Source organism: Bifidobacterium aesculapii, assembly GCF_001417815.1.
In the GTDB taxonomy this organism is placed as follows: Bacteria; Actinomycetota; Actinomycetes; order Actinomycetales; family Bifidobacteriaceae; genus Bifidobacterium; species Bifidobacterium aesculapii.
Map to the genome: position 1 here is coordinate 1 of NZ_BCFK01000038.1, position 21778 is coordinate 21778.

The 21778-nt window shown below is 58.2% G+C and carries 14 protein-coding genes; 7 read left to right on the forward strand and 7 right to left on the reverse strand.

Going from position 1 to position 21778, the window contains the following annotated elements; genetic code table 11:
* Both BFAL_RS06015 and rfbB read left to right on the forward strand, forming a co-directional pair.
* A partial coding sequence (locus BFAL_RS06015) for an LTA synthase family protein (protein ID WP_305765039.1) occupies positions 1-2235 on the forward strand: 2235 nt, incomplete at its 5' end.
* A gap of 1001 nt (positions 2236-3236) precedes the next feature.
* Positions 3237-4472: a dTDP-glucose 4,6-dehydratase gene (gene rfbB / locus BFAL_RS06020; protein ID WP_236691686.1), complete on the forward strand. Its 1236-nt coding sequence runs from the start codon at positions 3237-3239 to the stop codon at positions 4470-4472.
* Positions 4473-4523: 51 nt separating this feature from the next.
* Here rfbB and BFAL_RS06025 read toward each other — a convergent pair whose 3' ends face one another.
* A complete protein-coding gene (locus tag BFAL_RS06025) occupies positions 4524-5795 on the reverse strand; it encodes a HipA family kinase (RefSeq protein ID WP_055427523.1) in 1272 nt (423 codons plus the stop codon).
* A gap of 211 nt (positions 5796-6006) precedes the next feature.
* On the reverse strand, positions 6007-7743 hold the full coding sequence (locus tag BFAL_RS06030) for a sialate O-acetylesterase (RefSeq protein WP_160319043.1): 1737 nt from the start codon (positions 7741-7743) through the stop codon (positions 6007-6009).
* Positions 7744-7911: 168 nt separating this feature from the next.
* Here BFAL_RS06030 and BFAL_RS06035 point away from each other — a divergent pair, with 168 nt between their 5' ends.
* A complete protein-coding gene (locus BFAL_RS06035) occupies positions 7912-9993 on the forward strand; it encodes a glycosyltransferase (protein WP_055427524.1) in 2082 nt (693 codons plus the stop codon).
* A 100-nt stretch (positions 9994-10093) separates the two neighbouring features.
* Here BFAL_RS06035 and BFAL_RS06040 read toward each other — a convergent pair whose 3' ends face one another.
* The 5 genes from BFAL_RS06040 to BFAL_RS06060 all read right to left on the reverse strand — a co-directional run bounded on the left by BFAL_RS06040 (position 10094) and on the right by BFAL_RS06060 (position 17050).
* Positions 10094-11032: a glycosyltransferase family 2 protein gene (locus tag BFAL_RS06040; RefSeq protein WP_152973565.1), complete on the reverse strand. Its 939-nt coding sequence runs from the start codon at positions 11030-11032 to the stop codon at positions 10094-10096.
* Positions 11033-11034: 2 nt separating this feature from the next.
* Positions 11035-12585 (reverse strand): glycosyltransferase, encoded by a 1551-nt coding sequence (locus BFAL_RS06045; protein WP_082440420.1) that lies wholly within the window; start codon positions 12583-12585, stop codon positions 11035-11037.
* A 198-nt stretch (positions 12586-12783) separates the two neighbouring features.
* Positions 12784-14748 carry a hypothetical protein gene (locus BFAL_RS11015; protein WP_152973566.1) on the reverse strand — a complete coding sequence of 655 codons (1965 nt, stop codon included), beginning with the start codon at positions 14746-14748 and terminating at the stop codon, positions 12784-12786.
* A 27-nt stretch (positions 14749-14775) separates the two neighbouring features.
* On the reverse strand, positions 14776-15900 hold the full coding sequence (locus tag BFAL_RS06055; RefSeq protein ID WP_160319044.1) for an acyltransferase: 1125 nt from the start codon (positions 15898-15900) through the stop codon (positions 14776-14778).
* Positions 15884-17050, reverse strand: a complete 1167-nt coding sequence (locus BFAL_RS06060) for an acyltransferase (protein ID WP_160319045.1) — start codon at positions 17048-17050, stop codon at positions 15884-15886. Before BFAL_RS06060 ends, BFAL_RS06055 begins: the two co-directional genes overlap by 17 nt.
* 122 nt (positions 17051-17172) lie before the next feature.
* Between BFAL_RS06060 and BFAL_RS06065 the strand changes: the two genes are divergently transcribed.
* From BFAL_RS06065 to BFAL_RS06080, 4 genes are all read left to right on the forward strand, one after another.
* Entirely contained in the window at positions 17173-18369 is a 1197-nt protein-coding gene (locus tag BFAL_RS06065) for a glycosyltransferase (RefSeq protein ID WP_055427530.1), read from the forward strand.
* 136 nt (positions 18370-18505) lie between these two features.
* On the forward strand, positions 18506-19339 hold the full coding sequence (locus tag BFAL_RS06070; RefSeq protein ID WP_055427531.1) for an ABC transporter permease: 834 nt from the start codon (positions 18506-18508) through the stop codon (positions 19337-19339).
* Complete coding sequence (locus BFAL_RS06075) at positions 19339-20637, forward strand: ABC transporter ATP-binding protein (protein WP_055427532.1); 1299 nt, start codon at positions 19339-19341, stop codon at positions 20635-20637. The genes BFAL_RS06070 and BFAL_RS06075 overlap by 1 nt, the downstream gene beginning before the upstream one ends.
* A gap of 240 nt (positions 20638-20877) precedes the next feature.
* Complete coding sequence (locus tag BFAL_RS06080) at positions 20878-21744, forward strand: glycosyltransferase family A protein (protein ID WP_055427533.1); 867 nt, start codon at positions 20878-20880, stop codon at positions 21742-21744.
* Positions 21745-21778 lie beyond the last annotated feature (34 nt).

Genomic DNA, 21778 nt, shown 5'->3' on the forward strand with positions numbered 1-21778 from the left:
ACGGCACGATCCGCGATACTCCCCATTCGCCGCACCGCCGCGAAGCTCGCCGCGACCGCAGTCGCACTCGCCCCGGCCCAAGCCGCCAACACCACCGCCCACGCCATCATCCGCACCGTCATCAACACCATCACCCGCGCGGCTGCCGTACTCCGCGTCGCGTGGCGCAAACGCCCGAAACTCCCGTACACCCTGTACGTGCTCGTGATGGCGCTGATGACCGCGGCGGCCACGATCTTCATCCAGTGGGGCATGTACTCGGAACCCACTTACGACGACCCCGACGCGGTGGACCAGACCACGAAGATCATGAACAGCGTGAACGGCCAGCTCACCCGGTTCATCTCGCAGATGTGGCTGGAGGAGTCCCAGCTCAACTGGCTGTTGAACTTCCTCGCGTTGGGCATGGTCTACCTGGTGCTCGTGTTCGTGTTGAACCGATTCTGGGTGGCGACGGCCATATTCGGCATCGTGATGAGCGTGTACGCGGTGGCGAACGCCATCAAGGTGGAATTGCGCAACGAGCCGATCCTGCCGTCCGACCTGAGCTTCCTCACGAGCGGCAACGGCGGCGAAATCACGTCGTTCATCCCCGACGACCGTGTGGCGTTGGTACACGGCACCGTGAGCATGCTGATCTGGCTGACCGCCATCTGCCTCGCGCTCCAGCTGGCCGACGGCCGCCGCTGCGTGATCCCGTTCCACTGGAAGCACCCGTTCCGCAACTGGAAGACCATCGCGGGCAACGTCACGCGCCTCGTCGCCGCCGGAACGAGCGTCGCGCTGCTGTGCTCGTTCACGTTCACGCTCAGCGTGCCGAGCGCGTGGGGCTACGAGTGGGCGAAATCGTGGGGCGATTCGCCGCAGTTGTGGAACGCGATGGGCGACGCGCAAAGCAACGGCCCGACCGTCAACTTCCTGCGTCTCACACACCCGAAAATCATGGAGAAACCGGACGGCTACAGCCGCGAGACCATGGAAGCGCTGGCACGCAAGTACACGAAAACGGCGCGCGCCACGAACGCCACCCGCGCGAGCGAGCTGACCGACAGCACCGTCATCATGATCCTGTCGGAGACGTTCTCCGATCCGACGCGCGTGCCCGGCATCACACTCACCGAGGATCCGATGCCGAACATCCGCGCGCTCAAAGACACGACCACGTCCGGGCTGATGCTTTCGCCCGGCTACGGCGGCGGCACGGCGAACATCGAATACCAGACGCTGACCGGGCTGGATCTCGCGCTGTTCGATGATTCCATGCAGTCGATGTACCAGGAGCTGGTGCCGCACCAGAAGAACCCGTTCGCGTGGAACCGGATCTGGAACGCGAAATACGGCAAGGGCGCGTCCACCGCGTTCCACCCGTACTACAAGAACATGTATCTGCGCGACGCGAACTACAAGAAGTTCGGCTTCAGCAGGTTCTACACGTTGGACAGCACGCCGGCGATCACGCATCAGGACCGCATCGACAATTCGCCGTACGTAAGCGACGCGGCCTCCTACCAGAACGTGCTCGACCAGTTGAACGCGCAGGAGCACCCGCAGTTCCTGCAACTGGTCACCATGCAGAACCACATGACGTACGACGGCTGGTACAACGACAACCAGTTCGACGCGGCGAACATCTCCGACAATCTCAACGACTATGAGCGCGGGCAGATCAACACGTACATGAAGGGCGTGAGCATCACCGACCAGACGACCATCGACTTCCTCAACCAGCTGAACGCGTTGGACAAGCCGGTCACGGTGGTCTTCTACGGCGACCACCTGCCAAGCGCGTACCAAACCGCCGCGGAGGACGAGCACAACACGCTCACCCTGCATGAGACGGACTATTTCATCTGGTCGAATCAGGCGTCCGGCGCAGCGGGCGCGGGAGGTTCCGGCGTGAAGCTGGATCCGGCGGCCTCGAAGACTGCGGTCACGTCACCGAACTACTTCATGAGCCTCGCGGCGGAGCATATGAACGCGAAGGTCACCCCGTATCTCGCGTTCCTCGACGCGGCGCGCGGCGACATTCCCGCGATGGAACGACTCGTGCTCGGAGCGGGCGGATTCGCCGATGATACGTCCACCACGTACCTGGATGCGGAGGGCAACGCTATGAAGCGCAGAAACCTTTCGAAGCAGGCGAAGCGGACGCTGCGCGACTACCGCCTCATCCAATACGACATGACCGCAGGCAAGGGCTATCTCGCCGAAACCGGCTTCTTCGACGCACAGTGACGGCGCATTGCAGGTACCGTACGACGCGCATACGACGCGCAGCGACGGCAGGCTGGCGCACGTCAACTGGCGCTGCGACGCAACGCTTCGCGGTTCCACCTCGCAAGGCGTGCACGCCACGCGCCGTTCACGCCTTGCGATAACTGATGAAGTCTACAGCCTCTCGCCGGGAAACTACGCTGTCCTGATACCGGGTCCATATTCCGCAGCGCAGAGACCAGGCAACCCCACGTGTGTTGCGAACCTGCGCGGTTCAGGGCACAACTTGCGCGATTGGACGGCCAACCTGCGCAGTCGATGACCGAACGTGCGCAATTCGGAACCCAACCTGCGCAGTCGGAGGCCCAACCTGCGCACAGGGGTGCTGAAAGAAGCCCTCCACAAGGTAGTGGAGCATGTACGCCATATTCTGAAAAGCCCGGAATATCAGGGAAATCACCGACGCCATCCCATCCGGCGCAAGCCGGCTTTCACGACCCCTATGCGCAGGTTCACCATCAGACTGCGCAGGTTCTAAGCCCAATCGCGCAGGTTCGCCGTCAGATTGCACAGGTTGAGACCAAACCGCGCAGGTTCGTCATCAGACCGCGCAGGTTCATACCCCAACTGCGTAGCCCAGACATCAAACCGCAGGGTTGGGTGAAAACAGAGCGACTTCCGCCGAATGAATCGGGACTGTTTCGAACCATACCGCCCTATTCGGCCACCTGGCCGCTAATCCAGCAGCCAGCACCACGCCGGGATGACGTCGATCCGCCCTTCCGGCACGTCGAGGCGCTCCTCCTGATCCGCGATGACGATGGCTCCGGAATCCAGCCGGAAACAGTGCATTGCCGCATATACACAATCTTGCAGTGGTGGACGGCAAGATTGCTATGAATCTTGACGTTCACGAAGTCAAGATTGCCGCATGCCCGGCATGTACGAGATCCCACGCTGGCCAAACGCGAGTCGCACCGCAGTGTAGGCGCCGATTGCGGGGGTCCATTACGATTGAGCGTATGAGTGATTGCGAGAAGAGGGGACAGCGGGAGGCGTGCGTCCGCGGCGGCGACACTGCGGACGCCGGCACCACCAACCCCGACGCCGATGCCGACACCACCTACGCTGACTCCAGCACCACCACACCAGCTAACACCATCGCACCGGCCGACACCAGCAGACCAGCCGACACCACCGCCGGCACTGCGGGCGCCGCCCCCACCGCCCCGTTCGCCCCGCGGCACCTTCTGGTGACGGGCGGCGCGGGCTTCATCGGCGCGAATTTCGTGCACTGGGTGGCGCGCGAGCAGCCGGGCGTGCGCGTCACCGTGTTGGACAAGCTCACGTATGCGGGCAAACGCGAGAACCTTGACGGTGTGCCGGCGAATCGCCTCACGTTCGTGCAGGGCGACATCTGCGACGCCGCGCTGGTGGAACAGATTCTGTCCGCACATCGCACGCTGCCGCCCGTCGACGCAATCGTCCATTTCGCGGCGGAATCGCACAACGACAATTCGATTCTGGACGCCTCCCCGTTCCTGCGCACGAACATCGATGGTACGTATGTGCTGCTGGAGGCGGCGCGACGCCACAATCTGCGGTTCCACCACATCAGCACGGACGAGGTGTACGGCGACCTGCAGCTCGACGAGCCGCGCAAGTTCACCGAGGAGAGCCCGTACAGGCCGTCGAGCCCGTATTCCGCGTCGAAGGCGGCGAGCGATCATCTGGTGCGCGCGTGGCACCGCACGTATGGCGTGCGCGCGACGATCAGCAATTGCAGCAATAATTATGGTCCGTACCAGCATGTGGAGAAGTTCATTCCGCGGCAGGTCACGAATATTCTCGCGGGTATCCGTCCGAAACTGTACGGCGCGGGTCTCGCGGTGCGTGACTGGATCAGCGTGGAGGACCATTGCAGTGCGGTCTGGGCGATTCTGACGCGCGGGCGCATCGGCGAAACGTATCTGGTGGGTGCGGACGGCGAGATGAGCAACATCGACGTGCTGCGCATGATTCTCGCGCGCATGGGCCGCGACGCCGACGACTTCGATCATGTGAACGACCGGCCGGGCGGCGACAAGCGGTATGCGATCGACGCCGCGAAGATCATGCGCGAGCTCGGTTGGCGGCCGCGTTACACGGATTTCGCCGAGGGCCTCGACCGGACAATCGACTGGTACCGCACCCACGAGAGCTGGTGGCTTCCGGACAAGCAGGCCACCGAGGAGAAGTATCGCCTCCAGGGCCACTGAGCGCGGGAGCGTGCCGCCACTGAGCGCCGGCTCAACCGTCTCTGTCCGCGCCTACGCCTCCTCTGCCTCCTCGAGCAAAGCACCGTTGCGGATCACGGGCGCGTTCCTGACCGCCGGGCGCAACGCGTCCAGCTGGGCGGCGAGCTTCGACTCGTCCACCACGGGAATGTCGAGCAGTGAGCGGGACGCGGCGTGCAGGTACTCGTTCAACGCTTCGATGCGGCCGTCCTCAAGCGGGTATGCCGGATCGTTCTCCAACGTGACATCCAACGCCCTGCGCAGCATCTCATGCTGCGCGGCCCCCATGATGCTCGCGCACTGGTCACGGAACGTCATGCGCGAGTTCGACGGCTGGCGCTCCTCCAGCACCTTCGGCGTCCATGCGCCATGTTCCCAGTCGGAACGCATGTCGTTCTTGAACAGCGACATGTTGTGGTCGAACAGAGGGGCCGGTCCAAGGATGCGCCCGGTATGGTTGTCTCGCAGGAAACCGTGGTTGTTGGCGTGGCGGTCCTGGTTGACGATGAGCGCGTCGAACACGAGCATCGTGCGCATCGCCTCGAACGACGCTTCCGACACGGCGCGGGCGGCGGCCAGAATCTCCGGGAACGAAGCCAGTTGCGTGGCCGCGTAGAACGGCACGAACGACACGTCCTTCGTGTTCATCGAACCGCACACCGATGCCAGTTTGCCTTTCCAGCGGGCGATGCGGTAATCGACCGCGTTCACGCCGAGTTTTTGTGCCAGCTGCGAGGCAAGGTACTCGGAATACGGTTCCAGTCCGGCGTTCGCATACCCTTCGGAACCTGCCTTCCACAGTTCCAGACCATGTTGCATATGTCGCCACGCCTTCGGGAACTGCCCGTCCGTCGTCCATTCGCTTGACAGGCCGATCGCATGTTTCTCGCTTGATGTGTACCCGGTGTAGGCGACGATGGCGAGCGTGTCATCCAATGGATTGTCGTATAGGTTGATGTCCGCGAACTTCAGATTCTCATCGTCACGTTCCACCCAAAACGAATCGTTGACCGACAGCCCTTTGCACAGGTCGATGATGCCGAGGGTGTCCGAGATGTTCAACCCGGCCTGCGCGAGAATCTGGGCGGCGAACTCGCGGTTTTTCGGGATGGTTCGCCGCTCCAGCCAAGTGGTGAGCTTCGCGTCATCCGGCTCGGGGGCCAACGGGAATGGGAGCAATGCCCGTTTCGACTTGTCATACCAGCGGATGTGGGCTTCGACCTTGCCTGCCAACAGTCCCTCACCGTAAGCGGCGTCGAATCGAAGCAGCGGAGCGTCATACAGACGCAACACATAACCGGTCATGACTGCTCCTTCCGCCCCAAACGTCAGAACGCCCGCATGCGCACACAATCGAACGCGCGCACGCGCACCTTCATCGGCTTCGGCACAATCCCATACGCCGACGACTGCGTACAGTATAGGCAAATCCCGTGGAGACAAAGACCTCGGAACCGTAACGATTCCAAGGTCACGACGCTACGAGCCGATAGCGCCACGCCCACACCCACGCCCGCTACTCCTTGCCCACGCCCAGCAGGAACGGGCTGGCAGGCAGACCCGCCGCATCGTACAGCATGCTGGAGCTGTTCGGCGCGAGCCCCCACAGGTAGCGCACCTGCGCGACGGCCGCGACCGCGTCGGAGTGGACGATCACCATATTGCCTTGCACGGCGGCGTCGGCGGCGTGGAACACACCGTCCGCGCCGGCCACTTCGAAGCCTTGCAGCGGCGCGGTCGACGCGGCGGCGAGGTTCGACGTGGTCGCTTTCATGGTGTAGTTCGGGGTCATTGCGCGTAGTCCGTTCGCCGTGCCCGCGGCGAATGTCACGGTGACGGTGGAGGCGTCGCCCTTCACGGCCGACGCGCCTCGCGCCAGCGGCCCGGACGGCACCGCCGACGCGCCCGTTCCAGCAGACGCGCCTGAACCACCCGACGAACCTGATTCAGACGATTCGGACGACTCAGACGATTCGGACGACTCTGCCGATCCAGAAGAACTACCCGCCCCAGACGCCCCAGAAGCTCCGCCCGCTTCTCCCGCCTCCGTCATGGCGAGCCACTGCGCCGCCATGCGCGCGGCGAGGATGTCCTTGCCGAGCGGGTGGATGACCTTCGCCGTGCCTTTGTCCGTGTCGATCGAGACGGTCATCGCCAGATGTTTCGTGGTGTTCACGGCGGCGCTGCTTAACACGTCGAGCTGCGCCTGCCGCACGATGGGCGTGTAGCGGTTCCCGCCCGAATATCGTGCGAGCTGCACGTATAGGAACGGCAGATCATCCTCGCCGAACACGGTGCGGTATTGGTTGATGAGCGCGGCGAACCGGCTTTCGTACCGCAATGCCGTGGCTTCGGTGATGGCGTCGTCTTCGCCTTGGTACCACAGCACGCCGGCGACGCGGTACCCGGTCAGCGGTATGACGTGGTTGGCGTAGATGGATCCGCCTTTCATGTGCAGTGCGATGGCGGTGCCACCCCACGCGATCTGGATGATGCCGACGGGCACGTTGGGGTGTTTCGCGCGCAGTTGCGCGGCGAACAGTTGCGGCAGGTAGCCGAGGTATTGCGTGTTGGAGCCGGTGGCGGTGGCCCATGCGGTTGTGCTCACCGAGCGTAGCGGCAGCGTCGAGCCGCCGAGTTTGCGGTCGACGGCGAGGAAGTGGATGCCGCTGTCGTCCACGGTTTTCGGCAGGTCGCTTGCGGCGAACGCGCCGGCGATGTTCGCGTTTTTCAGCGCGTCGGTGCCGTAGTAGTCGACGTGGTTGAGTTCCATGTTGGATTGCCCCGCGGCCACGAACACGTCGCCTACGTAGACGTCGCGTACGGTGCGCACGACTTGGTCGCTGATGAGGAACGCGAGCGTGTATGCGTCCTTGTGCGTGGGTACGTCGTTCACGGCGATGTCGAAGGTGCTGCCGGCTTTCACCTGTTTCGTGGTTTCGTAGCGTTTGTCGCCGTGTACGAAACGGACGGTGAGCGGCACGGCGGCGCTGCTGCCGCCCGCGCCGCCGCCGTCCGCGCTCACCGTGCCGCGGACGTGGATGGGTTTGCCGCGTTGGAACACGATTCCCGGCATGATGTAGTCGGGCAGTGTGACGCCGAGTCCGTCGACGCTGCCCCCGCTGGCGGACGATGTGCCTGAACCGCCGGCGCCGGATGTGGCGCATCCGGCGAGCATGGCCATGCCGGCGAGCAGCGCGATGATGGTTCGTGCGAACCGCAGCATCGTGCGCGACATAGTACGCGAGATCATACGCAACGCCACGCGGGTCGGCATTGTGCGGAGCGTTATGCGCGACGTCACGCGTAGCATCGTATGGAACACTGCGCGGCGTACCGCACGGATGACATCACTCGACAAGCTGACCCTCCCGTTCCTGCCCCGGCTACCCTTCGTAAGCCGATTTGTATACTGACTGGTATGGTACAGGCACAGACTTCAGCTTCGGCCACGACGTTAGGCGCGGCTTCCCCCAGCGACCAAAGCACACCGGGCGACACGCGCTGGGAGACGGTGAACCGGGTCGTCTACCCGCTGCGCGATGCCGATCAGACGATGCCGTTGTACGCGGTGAACTGGCATCCCGCGCATTTCGACCCGAGCGTGTTCGATGAGCGTGACAATCTGTACAGCGCGAATCCGAATGGAATGACGCGTTCCGAGCTTGCGCGGCTCATCGCGCAGGGGCGGTGTGCGACGAGCGAGGAGCCGCACGGTTTCACGGTCGATTCGCGGAACACGATCACGCTGACGGCGGGCACGCACCTGTCACTTTGTACATATTTCAACGCGTTCCCGGCCGGCTATTGGCGGTATTGGACGCGGGTCAAGAGCGTGCGCTTCTCCGCGTGGACGGCGGGCAAGGGCACGGTGACCGTGTTCCGTTCCACGGCGCGCGGCTTGGCGGCGCCGGTGAGGTCGTTCTCCATCGACACGAAACATGGTGACGGCGACCCGCAGCGCGTCGAGGTGATGCTTTCGTTGAAGGGCATGCTGGACGGCGGCTTCTACTGGTTCGATGCGCGCGCTGATGAGGACGCGTCACTGACCGTGGGCGACGCGATTTGGCAGGTCCCGTCGCATGATCGCCGCACACCGAATCCGGGCACGGTGTCCGTGGCAATCACCACGTTCAACCGTCCGTCGTACTGTTTGGATCAGTTGCGCTCGATTGCCGGGGAGTCGGAGCTGCGGGCCCGCCTGGACACCGTATACTGCACGGATCAGGGCACGGATCTGGTGCGCGACCAGGATGGGTTCGCTACCACCGCCAGCGACTTGGGCGAGCAGCTGACGTATGTCCGGCAGGCGAATCTCGGCGGCTCCGGCGGGTTCTCGCGCGGCATGTTCGAGACGGTGAAGGCGGGGCGTAGCGACTACACGCTGCTGCTTGATGATGATGCGATCAGCGAGCCGGAGTCGATTCTGCGCGCCGTGCAGTTCGCGGATTACACGGCACGTCCTGTGCTGGTGGGCGGCGGCATGTTCCATATCGACCACAGGACGGTGCTGCACGTGCAGGGCGAGCGGTTCGACCCACGTTCGATGTGGATGTACCCGTCGCGTGGTGCGGAATTCAACCATGATTTTCGTTCGGAGCCGTTGGCGGACAGCCCATCCCTGCATGGTGTGAAGTTCTCCGATTTCAACGGCTGGTGGTTCTGCCTGATTCCCACGGAGACGATGCGCGCCATCGGGTTGGGGTTGCCCGCGTTCATCAAGTTCGATGACATCGAATACGGCGTGCGTGCGAAGAAGCATGGGTTCCCGACGGTGAGCCTGCCCGGTGTGGCCGTCTGGCATATGGGGTGGCATGACAAGGATCCAGCGCGCAGCTGGGAGGAGTATTTCCAAGTGCGCAACCGGTGGGTGTGCGCGTTGCTGCACTATCCGAATGCGGGCCGTGCGGCCGCGTTCCGCATGTTGTATGAGGAGGCGAATCTGGGGTTGCGCATGCTGTATTCGGGCATGGCGTTGAGCCAGATGGCCCTCGTCGATGTGTTGAAGGGGCCGGCGTATCTGGTGGATTCGCTGCCAACGAAGCTGGGCGAAGTGCGTAAGGCACGCGCCGGTTTCGCGGACAGCACCACGTTCGCCAGCCCGTTGGAGCTGCCGGAGCCCGGCGATCATGCCGAACGCGAGTGGGCGCCGCAGAGTGCGCGCGACGTGACGAAGCGGGGTATGAAGGCGGTGCTCGCCGCACTGCGGTCCCGCGTGGATGGCTCGAAGGACGAAGCACCTCAGGTGGCGATTCCGGCGAGGTTTTCCATCTGGCCGTCGTTCCTCGGTGTCAGTTCCGCGATGGTCACGTCGGCCGACGGTGATTCGGTGGCGTGGTTCCGACGCGGCAGCAGGCTCTATCGCCGCAACATGCGTGTGTGCTTCGGTCTCGCGCGCAAACTGGCGCGGAGCTGGAAGCGCCTCTCGCGCGAATACCGTGACTACGGCGTCGCCTCCGTGGACACGTGGGAACGTATCTTCAAGGATGCGGAACGGCAGTAGACTCGATTGACGGAATATGCCGGAACGTGTGATGCCCGTTGTCTTTGACGGAATCAAAGACAACGGGCATCACCGTAAGCTCACCTCAACTCCATTCGGTTCAGGCTTCCGGCTGCTGCGGGAAGTCGACCTTTGGGTTGAACGAGATGGCCTTGACCAGCTGGCTGTAGATCTTACGGCGCAACGGCATGGCCACATTGCCGCGGCGCATGGCGTTGTGTACCACGAGGCAGAAGTACAGATACTGCCACACGTTCTGGTGGTGCAGATGGTATGAGCCTTCGTTGCGCGCACCGTAGGAGAATTTCCACACGTTCTTGTCGTTCACCATGGAGTAGTTGACGCCCTGATTCACGCCCATGTCGTGGAGCACGATGCTGTCGGTGACTTCCACGCCGGGGCACGACTGGGTGATGCGCCGCGTGTATTCGGCGTCATCGAACCAGATGAAGTACTCCTTGTACGGCAGGCCGAACACCTCCATCACCCACCGGGGGATGAGCACAGACACGAACGAGCAGGCGGTGACCATGACCAGGTTGTCGTAGCCTTTGGCCTGCAGTCGGCCCCAATCCCATGTGGGGATGGGGTTGTTCATTTCGGAGATGGAACCGTCGATGAACTTGACCATGGAGCACACGTACGGCACGTCGGTGCCAAGCCCGTCGACCGCATTGTCGTAGCCTTCGAGCAGCTTCTCCAGTGCAGTGGGCTGCGGGTAGCCGTCGTCGTCGAAGATCCACACGAAGTCGGCGCCGAGCTCGTAGCCTTTTCGCATGCCGGCGGAGAAGCCGCCAGCGCCACCAGCGTTCTCCGGCAGGGTGACGATGGTGATACGGACCTTGTCCTTCAACGCAAAGTCGTGTTCGTATTCGGTCAGGTATGCGGCGGTGTCGTCCGTGGAGGCGTTGTTGACGATGACGAGATGCTCGGGCAGCCGCGTCTGCGCTTCCAGCGATGCGAGGACCTTCTTGAGTTTTTCAAGACGGTTGTAGGTGACGACGATCGCGGCGACCGTAGCGGTGTTTGCGGATGGCATGACTACTTGCTCCATTCGTTGAGAAGCTGGCGGAACAGACTGTTGGCGGTTTGCTTGTGCGAGAAGGTTTCAAGGCGGTTCTTCTCGACTTCCCACAGTTTGCGCCGATCCGCCTCATTGTCGTTGAGGTGCGTGAGCGAACGTTTCGCGTCATGGATGAACGAGGAAGTCATGCGGCGCAGCAATCCTTGCGGCGGCACGAGCGTATCCTGCGATCCGACGTTCGCGGAGAGCACGGGGATGCCGGCGCTGATGGCTTCGATGGTGGTGAGCGTGATGCCTTCGTTCACGGAGGATACGAGCAGTACGTCGGCATCGGCATAGGTTCGCGATACGGGGATGCTCATGGGTCGGCGTTCGATGACGCCCTCGAGGCCGTAGCGTTTGATGAGCCCATCGGTGAAGGTGTCCATATCGCCGCTGCCGTGCATGATGAAATGGTATTTGCCGGGCGCGGCCTGTTCCATCGCTTTGGCGACGAGGATGAACGCGTCGGGTCGCTTCTGGCGGGACATACGTCCGACGAACGCCACATTGAGCACCTGCGGGTCGCGTCGTTCCGCATAGCTTACATGTTCGGAGTCGGCGGTGAGCCCAACGAGAGGAGCATCGATGACCTTGGAGGCGGGGATGTGGTGGATGTCTTCCATCCAGTGTTCCAGCTGCGGGGAGATCACGTGGTGCAGGTCGATCCACTCGTCGTGTGCGAGCGATTCGCGAGGGAAGCCTCCTCGGAACATGTATTCCACGATGTGCAGCGAATCCACGATCTTGACATCCGGGAAGTACTTCTTCACCCACCAGGCGTTGTCATACATCCACTGGCAGTGGTGGATCATGATGCCGCGGATGTCGAACTGTTCGAACAGGGCGCGAAGGATCGGGGCGTCACCGACGCGGTATTGCAACGGCTGGGTCAGGGGGATCACGAGCGCGCCATCGCAGATGGGGTCGGTGATCCACGGCTGGTGGCCGTCGGAGTCGGTGAGAACAATGGGCAGGAAGCCCGCTTCTTTGGCGAGCTGAATGGTTTCCATGCCCCAGCGTTCCGCGCCGCCCGCCTGAAGCCAGTGCATGGCGACGATGACGGCCTTGGGCGCATCGGCGACGCGCGCTCCTGGCTTCACTTCAACCCACGGGTGGTGATTCTTCTCGTTGGCGTTCGCTCTCTCGACTGTGAATGGCTCATACAGCCGGACTTCCCCACGGGCCTTTCGCTCACGCTCCTCACGCTGCACTTCACGGATGCGGTCGAACGCCACAGGCCAACGGTATTCCAGTTCGTTGTACAGTTTGACGGCGCGGCTTGCATTAGGCGCATGCTCCCACACATCTTCGTCCGTGGCATCATCCGGTGTGAGCAGGATGTAGCGGATGTTGTGGTCGAGCAGCTGCTCGTCCCCTGCGAAGTAGTGGGGGGAGAACTCTGACTGTGCGTTCACCGTGGAAGCGGCATCAAACTCTCCGATGGGTTCGCGTCCGTCATTCTCCGTGCACGACCCGTTGAGGGTGGAGGTGTCGGTCAGGCGGGGGTACTGCCACTTCTCACCCATGTAGATTCGGTAGTGGAGGGTGCGCCCGGGCTGGATGAGCGAATGATAGTTGACCGCCGCCACGACAAGGCTGCGTTGACGGCGGCTCAGCGAGTCCAGAAACTCACATGCGTCTTGATCAAGTTGGAAGAATCGGCACATGCGTTTCATTGTACGCACGCGGGGCGAAGTGCAACTAGCCATCCAGCCTGAAGGGACTTACTCCACAGATTCATCTTGTTTCATATGGTTGACATAATCATCAAACCGATTAGCAAACAAATCTGGAGAATCCGAATACCATTTATTGAAATAATCTTTCAAAGTCCTAACATCTTCGACTTCAATAGGGGACACTTTCTCATAAACATGAACCTCAACAGGGCCATCAAACTGAAACGATTTACGTTCAATATAATGGCGTCCAAGAAAACTAGAGGAATCCTGCACAAGACTATTAAGCGCGACAACAACTCTTTCGTTTTCTTCATTCATATGCAAGGAAACTGGAGTAGATGTAACAACAAAGCGAGCATCAAAGAATCCAGTATTAAAACCATCACGCGAATCGACATCAGCTGCAATAACGGGGAATGCCGATCCTACTACATCCGGAAGCAAAGTCGTATCAGCAAGAGAATAGTTTAAGTTCGCACTCGCAGCAGCAAAATATACCGTCCCTCCGTTCATGGTCTGTTGGCGAAGGTATGTAATCAACTCATGCTTCTCCGTAACATCATGTTGCCTGATAGGACGAACTATACCTTGCTTACCCAGTAGAAGACTAATCTGAGAAGGAGCAGACACGATAGAAAAACCCTGCAACAAAGAAACAATGGATAGAGCAACTACTATTGGATTAATAACAGTACGTGCAACCCCATTCTTCAACAAATTGGCGCAAGCAAAGAATGGGACCATAGAAAAAATCTCAACGAAGAAGAGAATAACATACCAGTGCTGCTCTCCAAAATCTTGAACATGCCAAAAAACTACAGAAGCTAACACCGCACCCAGAAAGGCAGCCACAGGCAAAATAACCAACTCACTGAAGCTTGATTTATTCACAACCGATACGCGAGAATAAACCACAACTAATATTACAATACTAATTAGACCAACAATAAACCAAAGCAATCCGATTCTGTTGACAACATTAAGAGCTTTTTCAAAATAAGAGTCATAGACGGTCCAAGCACTATAGGATTGCGAGTACTGCCCTCCAGTGGATCTGAACACAAAAGGACGGAAGATAGACACAAGAGGAAGCGCGAAGACAATAGCCATCGTAGCTACACGGAAGCATAACGACTTAAAAAGCGCAATGCGACTGCCACTTGCACTGATAGCAATCACGCCTACCCAATATATCAAACAGCATAAAACCAGCCCGATAACACCGAAGATAAACCACCTTCTAAGCAAAAATACCCCACACAAGCCCAAGCCAACAGAAACAGCACCAAAATGTCTCTTCGGAAAGTTGCCGTCCATCAACGCAACGAGCAAAGCAACAAACAAAACTGCAGGTATAGCATCATAATAGCCTAAAAATATAGGCGCAAGAAACGAAGAAGCGAGCAAAGAAACAGCATATGAGGCAATAAACACTCCGGACGAATCCTCGGGCATACTCAGTTGCGTTGATTTGGACACAATGAACCCTGCCATAAGCAATGCGGTAGGAACAGCCGCAATGCATAACTCAATAAACACAGCCCCTTTCCATGACGGAAAAATATATACAGGGAAAGACATTATCCACGACAACAGCAAATTATAATCTGAGTAATTCACACTGTAGACAACTTGTCTAAACGTATCCACAGCACCATTCTGCAGACTGTGATTAAAACCTAGCGTATTATTCCAATAATTGGCATAATCCCATATAGGAATAAAGTTGTATCGAGATAAGTATATGCCGGCAAATATAAGAAAGGCGAACGTAAGGGCAATTATAGAAAATAATTCTCGGAATTGTAATTCAGCGACAACTTTCAATGCCCGAGTATTCCGCACTATTAAATATACAATAAAGTAAAACCCGGCAATGCCGCTTATACTCAATACAACAAATCGCCCTTCATGAAAGGACATCATGGAGACGACAACTCCGACTAGTGTCAATAGAGCCAAAGAAGCTCGATTATCGACAGCCAATTTACCTGCAATCATCTTCATTCTCTTTCCCCCATACATCTATTATATTCACATTTGCGAAAGCATCGTCTTCTCTATGGGATGTACAATTATTGTATCAATTAACCAGGAAATACAACTTAGAATAATAAACACAGCAACAATGATACATATTCCCACCAAAGGGCGCAAAATAGGCGCGGATGGAGGATAACTCATTTTTGAAACGTAATCCCATACGATGCGGAAACCGAACCAGTTTTCGTGGATGAGGTAGATGCCGAACGTGGTAGGCGCGATGGTACAGATAACCCTCTGTGCCATCGCCGGAGATTGGTTCATATCGATACGGCTTATCATAATGAACACCAATGCGCCGATGACGATGGGGAAGGGCACGATGCCATCATGAATCCGATCTTTCCACCCCATAAAATCCACCAGCCATGACGGTTCTGAAATGTAATGGTTGAAAGCGACCATGAATGCCGTCAAGACTGCAATTATTCCAATCATTGGGAAAGTCTTGAACCTATCCGCATAATCCTGATAATACTTGCGCAACCATCCGCCTATCAGATATCCCAACATGGCATAGACGAGATTATTCCAGTTCGAGGTTCGACCGAAAATGAGAATCTGAATGCTGAAGAACCCCAGCAGCACAATCAACAATCCCATGGATCGTCTCGGCAACGTATCGAACAGTGCATTAAGATATGGCGCAACTAAAAGCATCAGCAGATACGCGCCAATGAACCAGTAACTGTTGTAGAAGAACGGGAATACGCTGGCCAATATCGACCGATACAAATCCGGCCCGCGCATTACCGGTTCCACCGCCATAGGATAATGATGGAATGTTCCCAGCAAAAGCACGATAATGAGAAAGACCACGGAATAGCAGAACATCTGTAACCAGGTCTTTACCAGACGACTCCATTTGAATGATTTCTCTACAAGGAAATACCCAGAGATGATGAAGAATATGGACACGCCCACCTGCCCATACTGGACAATAAGAAACCGGAACGCGGAACGCCAACCCGGTTCTTGTGGAAGAACCATTCTGAGATGATGCGAATCCCAATCAAAGTGAATGATGAAATGACATGCAAGAATCAGGAACATCGCGACAATGCGTAATAGTTCAATCGACACGTTCCTCGCATGGGTTTTAATGGGCATTCCCATCTCTCCTTCCATTCACAACCAACTGTATCGAAGCGATGGCCCACTTCCCTGCGATAACGCATGCAACTGTCACCAGATAGACCACGACAAGGCGCAGCAACGGGAACCGGGAAAGAGCCGCACCCGCCGCACCGTGTACGTTCACCGCAAGCCAGTTGAGCGTCAGCAGATGGAACAAATACACGCCGAGCACCGCACCTGACAATGTGCGAGTCAGACTGCGCGCACGTTCCGGCAAAGCGCGCAGTCTCGGTTCGAGCTCTCTGAACACCATGAACACGGCAGCAGATTCCACCACTCGCACCGGCGAACCGTTGATCGCGTAATTGTGGTATTCACCTGACACGCCCGCATTGCCGAAATACCCGTTCGTCCACAACGCCGTGACGAACATCACCACCGCAGCGGAAGCGGCTATCAGCAGCCACACCCACACGGGGAAACGCCACTCGACATGGTGGACAAGATAGTAGCCGAGCAGGAAGTACAGCATGTCCTGCGACATGTACAGCGGCCAATGCAGCGACGACGTGAAATACTGTTCAGCCACACCTAACCGTTCCACCAGCGGCACGCCCCAGGCGATGGCGAAGTTCACCACGATGAGATAGCGCATGAGCCGCTTGTCATCGGTGGCCAGCGAGAGCAACGGCGTAATCATGTACAGGTAGATGATGGAGTACAGGAACCAGTAGAAGCCATTGATGTCATCAGTAAGGAACCTGCGAATGAAGTCAGCCGGACCGAACGAGTCTGCGACCGCCTGCGTGCCAAATGCCGACGGGAACAATCCGAACAGCAGGTAGCACACGAGACTGGCCAAAATCAGAGCTCTGCCCACGCGCCATAGACGCTTCTTGAAGAACGTCTTCGTGGAGTATCGGTGCCGATATCCCAACAGATTCATGCCGCTAATCATGAAATACACCGGCACGGCGAAAATGCCTATTGCTTGGAACGCCACGGCTTTGCCCCATGCATGCGATGGTTCAGGCGAGAAAGCGTTCAATGAGACATGCAGCAGGATGACAGCAAGGCACGCCACCACATTCAGCACATCAACAAATTCCCAATGCTTTGCGGCTGTCTGCCGGGTGGTATCAACGGCCAAGCCGGTTGTATCAGCCCTAGTGTTGGCCGTGATCGTCATTCGCACCATCTCCCGTAGATCCCTACCTAATATAAAGGAGGCCTTCGAAGTGATGACCAACTACGGGGCTATACTGTCCGCATATTAAGTTCCTTGGAAGAAGCGGAGGCGGCGTGGAAGCAGTGTCATCAACCCCTCTCGTTTCGGTCATCATCCCCGCGTACAACGCGCAGGATTATGTCGCCGAGTGCGTAACCAGCGTCACCGGGCAGACGCTGGAGAACATCGAAATCCTGGTGGTCGATGACGGCTCCACCGACGGCACCCGCGCAATCGTGCAGGATATAGCAGACCACGACAACCGCGTCACACTACTCACGCAGGCCAACCAGTACGCGGGAGTAGCACGCAACAACGGTATGGACCACGCGTCCGGCGAATACCTGTACTTCCTTGACGCGGACGATTTCATCGAGCCGGACGCGTTGGAGAAGCTGACCGGCATCGCGGAACGCACGGGCGTCGACATCGTCGTCGCCCGTTCCAACAGCCACGATGCGGATACGCATGAGGAATCACTCATCGACTACACCATCAAGGATGTACCGACCGAAACGGTGCTTTCCAATAAGGATTACGCCGGCACCACGTTCCAGAGTTTCATCGGCTGGCCATGGGACAAGCTCTTCCGAGCATCCTTCATCCACGAGCATGACCTGAGTTTCCAAGCTCTGCGCACCACCAATGACGCGTTCTTCACGTTCGTGGCACTGGCCATAGCGGACTCTATCTACTGCACGGATGCAGCGCTGTTCCATCACCGTACGCATAACGCCACCTCCCTGGAGGCGACACGCAGCAAGAGCTGGGAGAACGCACTGACTGCGGTCAGGGCAATCGGCGAATATCTGAAGTCCACGAATGAGCACTCGCTCATAGAGCGCAGCTACAACAATTGGGTATCCCACTTCATCCTGTGGAACGTGCAGTCATTGGACCGTTCGACAGCCGTCACGATGATGGATGCTTCGTACCCCTTGCTGGAGATGTTGCCGACCGACAAAGACTATTACTACGAGGAACGCGATTACCGTTTCGTGGAACTCGTGCGCCAAAGTCGTTCCCAGCTGATTCTCACCGCATTGGACGGCGATTGGCATGTCGGCGATCTGTGGCGCCAGCTGTGCGAAACCCGCGACTGGGTGAAGGTGTTGGAGAAGCGCATCGCCGACCGTGACAACACCATCGAGGCGCAGGCCCGGCAAATCCATGATCTGGACCAGCACGAACGTGAGATCTACCGTTCGGCTTCGTACCGAGTCGGCAACATCGCGATCAAACCGCTGTCCCTCGCCAAGCGTTTCCTGCATAAACGGTGAGTCACTCGCATACGTTCCTACCCACTGCACCGTCTACGCGCGTGATACCACGCCACCACTAGAATGTGTGAGAACGCTGGGCAGAGACACTGGCGGCATCTGCCATGTTGTCTCGCATGAGTAGGATAGGACGCTTGTGAAAGACGTGATCAAACGCCTCCAGGAGAGGTACCACTACGCGCTGGTCGTATTCAAGGAGCTGGTGAAGACCAACTTCAAGCTGCGCTACCAAGGCTCGTATCTTGGCGTGCTGTGGTCGGTGCTCCAGCCGCTGATGCTGTTCGCCGTCATGTACATGGTGTTCGTGAAGTTCCTCAAGTTCACGGACGGCACGCCCACCTTCCCGATTTCGCTGCTCTGCGGCACCTGCCTGTGGCAGTTCTTCACCGAATCCACGAGCATGGGCATGCGTTCCATCGTGGACCGCGGCGATTTGCTGCGTAAAATCCATTTCCCGAACTACATCATCGTGGCGGCTACCACAATGGGGTCGATGATCTCCCTCGCCATCAACCTCGGCGTGGTCATCCTCTTCGGCTTCTTCGCCCACGCGCACTACACGTGGCGTGTGTTGACCGTGATTCCGAGCATCATCCAGCTGTATGCGATCTCGCTCGGTGTCGCGCTCCTCCTCGGTTCCCTGTACGTGTACTTCCGTGACATCGGCCATATCTGGGACGTCGTCCTGCAGGCCATGTTCTACGCCACGCCTATCATCTACCCACTGTCCATGGTGCAGAAGAACCCGGAGTTCAGCTGGGCCGCCGACATCATGATGCTCATGCCGACCACGCAGACCATCATGGACATCCGCCATAATCTGCTTTCACCGGAATACGTGCCTACCGTCTGGACCGTGGTGGACAACAAGATCCTGTGCCTGGTGCCCTACGTCCTGTCCGCGCTGGTGCTGTGGCTGGGCATCCATATCTTCCGTAAGTACAGCGCCAAGTTCGCAGAGGTGCTCTGATGACCGACAACACGAAGGCAACCACGAAAGATGTCGACATGAAGACCGATAACACACTCGACGACCGCCCCGTCGTCCTCAAAGTCGACCATGTGGCAAAGTATTTCCGTCTGCCCACGGAGCAGGCCACCGGCCTGAAGATGGCATTCCTCAACTGGACGAAGGGCATCAAAGGCTACACTGAGCAACGTGTGCTCCGCGACATCAGCTTCGAAGTGCATCAGGGCGACTTCTTCGGCATCGTGGGCCGCAACGGCTCCGGCAAGTCCACACTGTTGAAGATCATCTCGCAGATTTATGTACCTGAAAAAGGCACTGTAACCGTCAAGGGCAAGCTGGTGCCGTTCATCGAATTGGGCGTAGGCTTCAACCCGGAGCTCACCGGCCGCGAGAACGTGTACCTGAACGGCGCGCTGCTCGGCTTCACCAGCGAGGAGATCGACGCGATGTACGACGACATCGTGGAGTTCGCAGAGCTTGAGGACTTCATGGATCAGAAGCTCAAGAACTACTCCTCCGGCATGCAGGTGCGTCTCGCCTTCTCCGTGGCCATCAAGGCACAGGGCGACATCCTCGTGCTCGACGAGGTGCTCGCGGTGGGTGATGAGGCGTTCCAGCGCAAGTGCGACAACTTCTTCGCACAGATGAAGAAGGACCCGACGAAGACCATCATCCTCGTCACGCATTCCATGGACGCAGTGAAACGCTACTGTAACAAGGCGATTCTCATCAAGGACGGCGAAATCGTCGTCGCCGGCGACAAGAACGACGTGGCCGACCAGTATACGCTGGAGAACCTCAAAGTTCAGGAGGCCGAACAGAAGGCCCGCGCCGCCGCGAACACCGACAGCGAAGGACACACTTACCCGGCCGGCTTGAGCGAGCGCGTGCCCGCGCTCAACGTGCGCGCGAAGGACTCCCAGCTGGTGAAGACCACGGACCCGTTCCGGTTCCTTGTGGACTACGAGTTCAACGAGGATGTGGAGTTCTACCTGACGATTACCCTGCTGGACATGAAACGCGGCGGCATCATCTACGATACGGCCGCCGACCTGCGCCAGACGAAGCGTGGCCGCCAGACCGTGACGTTCGAGCTGCCGCTCGACGCGATCTGCAACGGCGATTATCGTCTCACCGCGCAACTGCGCTCCCTGCCCGACCCGAGCAACATCAAGTCGAACCAGCAGCTCGCCTACACGGACGAAAGCCGCTCCTGCGACTTCGCCGTGCGCATCCCCGGCAACGAAGGCTACGGCCTGCTGAACAAGAGTGCGATGCAGGTCAAGCAGCTGAATTAGCTCAGCTGCAATCACTCCTTCAGCAATCGCACAGGAGAAACACCCTCGGTGTGACTTAAGGGCGACGCCAAAATAGAACTACTTCGTGCTGACGTCGTCCTTTAAGTCACACCGAGCTATTACTGAACTGGACACACGCTATCCTATGTGTTTATGGACATAAGCACAGGCCTCCGCACGTGGATTTGGGAATCAAAGAATAAGGTACGTCGAACGGCGACGCATCTTGGACGACGAATCATGGGCAAGCAACGCATCATCGCCTCATTGACGTCATACCCGCCACGTATGGCCACCATTCATCTGGCCATACGATCTATCCTCGCACAACGCATGCTACCGGATAAGGTGGTCCTGTGGCTGTACGAAGGTGATTTCCCGAATCGTGAGAAAGATCTTCCGGATACGCTTATGCACCTTGTTGGGCATGATGTCGTAATCCGATGGGTTTCGGAGAATCTCAAACCACATAAGAAATACTATTGGGCTCTACAAGAGTTTTCGAAGGATCTGGTAATCACTTTCGACGACGACTTGGTATATCCCAATACGTATATTGCCGAACTCATGAAGGCACATCAGACTCATCCCAAGGCGGTAGTCGCCGCTCGCACTCATCTGATGATGTTCAACAAGGATGGTTCCCTGAAACCCTATGATCAGTGGATTTACGAAGCTCCCGCACGTTATCCCGACATGGTGAATCAGCCGTCGATGCGTCTGTTCGCCACCAGTGGCGCTGGAACCTTGTTCCCGCCAAATGTGATGCCTCAGGAGACTTTCAACATGGATGCGATTCGTGCTACAGCGCTGAATGCTGACGATGTTTGGCTGAAGGTCATGCAGGTTGTTGGCCACATCCCAGTAGTTCCTGCTACAGCTAATCAGGTCATCGCCAATATTCCCCTAGCGGAGGCGCAAGCTCAGAACCGTCTTGCTTATGTTCCGAACACGCAAGAGGAAGCGCTCTGCCACGTCAACACCGAGGCAGGCGGCAATGACGTCATTCTCGCGGACACACTTGCATACCCTGCAGTGCACAATGCACTTAGAGGTGAATTCTCCGCTCTTGTCCGAGACGATACCTTCGATAAATTCATCAGATAACAACTGGCCTTGGTGAACAACGTTCAGTTGAACA